Consider the following 2,311-nt stretch of genomic DNA (forward strand, 5'->3'; position numbering starts at 1 on the left):
CCAACCCCAACGGCAGCGTTAGCACGCACACCGTTGTGGCGGCCGACCTTACCGATGGCCTTGAACTGACCTACCCACGTCCGGCTGACGGCACCGCGATCAATGTCTCCGCGACCATCACCGATGCCGCAGGCAATACCTCGCTGCCGGGCAGCGACAGCGCCACCGTTGGCGATACCACTGCCACTGCTGCGCCTACTGTGGTGATCAGCACTGACACTAACGATGACGGCACCCTGAGCAACACCGAGCTGGGCGCATCGACCACCGTTACTGTGAAGATCAGCGTGCCAACCGGCACCGCCGTTGGCGATACGCTGAATATCACTAATCCAAACGGCAGCGTGACTCCACACACCGTGGTCGCTGGTGACCTGACTGATGGCGTAACTCTGACTTACCCGCGCCCAGCCGATGGCCAGCCTATCAGCGTTTCCGCGACTATCACTGACGCCGCCGGCAATACCTCCGCTCCTGGCAACGACAGCGCCACCGTTGGCGACACCACCGCCACCGCTGCGCCAACCGTGGTGATCAGCACTGATACCAACAACGACGGCACCCTGAGCAATACCGAGCTGGGCGCATCGACCACCGTCACCGTGAAGATCAGCGTGCCGACCGGCACCGTAGTTGGCGATACGCTGAATATCACCAACCCCAACGGCAGCGTTAGCACGCACACCGTTGTGGCGGCCGACCTTACCGATGGCGTGACGTTGACCTACCCACGTCCGGTTGATGGCGCCGCTATTAATGTCTCGGCCACCATCACCGATGCTGCGGGCAATACCTCGCTGCCGGGCAGCGACAGCGCCACCGTTGGCGACACCACTGCCACTGCTGCGCCTACTGTGGTGATCAGCACTGACACTAACGATGACGGCACCCTGAGCAACACCGAGCTGGGCGCATCGACCACCGTTTCCGTGAAGATCACCGTACCGACCGGCACCGTGGTTGGCGATACGTTGAACATCACCAACCCGGACGGCAGCGTTACTGCGCATAGCGTGGTAGCAGCCGATCTAACCAACGGCCTGACCCTGACATATCCGCGCCCAGCCGATGGCCAGCCGATCAGCGTGTCGGCAACTATCACCGACGTTGCCGGCAACACCTCGGCACCCGGTAGTGACAGCGCCACCGTTGGCGACACCACGGCGGCCAGCGCCCCGGTGGTCACCATCGTTGATGACGCAAACAACAATGCGCAATTGACGGCTGCCGAAGTCGGCAGCGACGGCGTACAGGTCACTGTGGCGGTCAACAACGCCGACCTGGTGGCAGGCGGCACCGTCAGCCTCAGCATCGACAATGGCGGCGTGACGCATTCGGCCAACCTGGCCCTGAGTAATGGCGTACTGGTCAACGCTGGTACCACCACTCCAGCCACTGGCTTCACCTACAGCAACGGCACTATTTCCTTTACCGAAGCCAAACCGGCTACCGGCGCCAGCATCAGTGTCACGGCCACGCAAAGCGATGCGGCTGGCAACGTCTCGCCGCAGGGCAGCGACAGCGCCCAAGTGGTCAATACCAACCCCGACGCCATCGACGACCTGGCTGGCACGGCTTATACCGTCAGCCTGGGCGACAAAGCCGGCGCGTTGACCAGCAATAACTGGGGCGCGCTGGACAGCAAAGGCTTGGGCATTACCGTTAGTGCGGTCAAAGCCGATGGTTCGGCCGGCACGCTGTACAGCGGCAGTGACGACAGCAACAGCAACACCCTGGGTGTGGCCGGTACGCCGCGCGCTTCGGGCGCAGTGGCCAACCAGTTGGAATACGACCCGGCTACCGGCAAGTCCGAAGCGCTGGTGGTCAGCTTTAACGGCAACCTCAACCACGCTGAATTCAACGTCAGTCACTTGGTGGCCAACGAAGCCGGCGGCGAAGTCGGTCGTTGGGTGGCGATGTACAACGGCTCGGTTGTGGCCAGCGGCGAATTCAAACTGAGCAGCGGCGGCGCCGGCGGCTTCACCATCGACACCGGCAGCCTGGTGTTCGATAGCATCCGCTTTGAAGGGGTGAATACCGTCAACGGTACCGGCGACGGCTCTGACTACTTCCTCACTGGCCTCTCCGGCAGCGGTCCGGCGTCGGCCAACAGCGCCTACACCGTAAGCGAGAACGGCACCCTGACCATCGCCGATGGCAGCAAAGACCTGACCGCCAACGACACCGACGCAGACAGTGACGCCCTACTGGTCACCCAAGTGAATGGCCAAGCCATCAGCAATGGCGCCATCACCCTGGCCAGCGGCGCACTGGTTACCGCCAATGCCGACGGCAGCTTCAGCTACAACAC

The 2,311-nt window shown here is 62.7% G+C and carries 1 protein-coding gene; it reads left to right on the forward strand.

What is annotated here, in order from left to right:
• Positions 1-2,311 (forward strand): hypothetical protein (locus AAAB16_RS21000; protein ID WP_340665078.1); only part of this gene is annotated, 2,311 nt, incomplete at both ends.

Origin of the sequence: Pseudomonas sp. (assembly GCF_037994325.1) — a bacterium.
Classification (GTDB): domain Bacteria; phylum Pseudomonadota; class Gammaproteobacteria; order Pseudomonadales; family Pseudomonadaceae; genus Aquipseudomonas.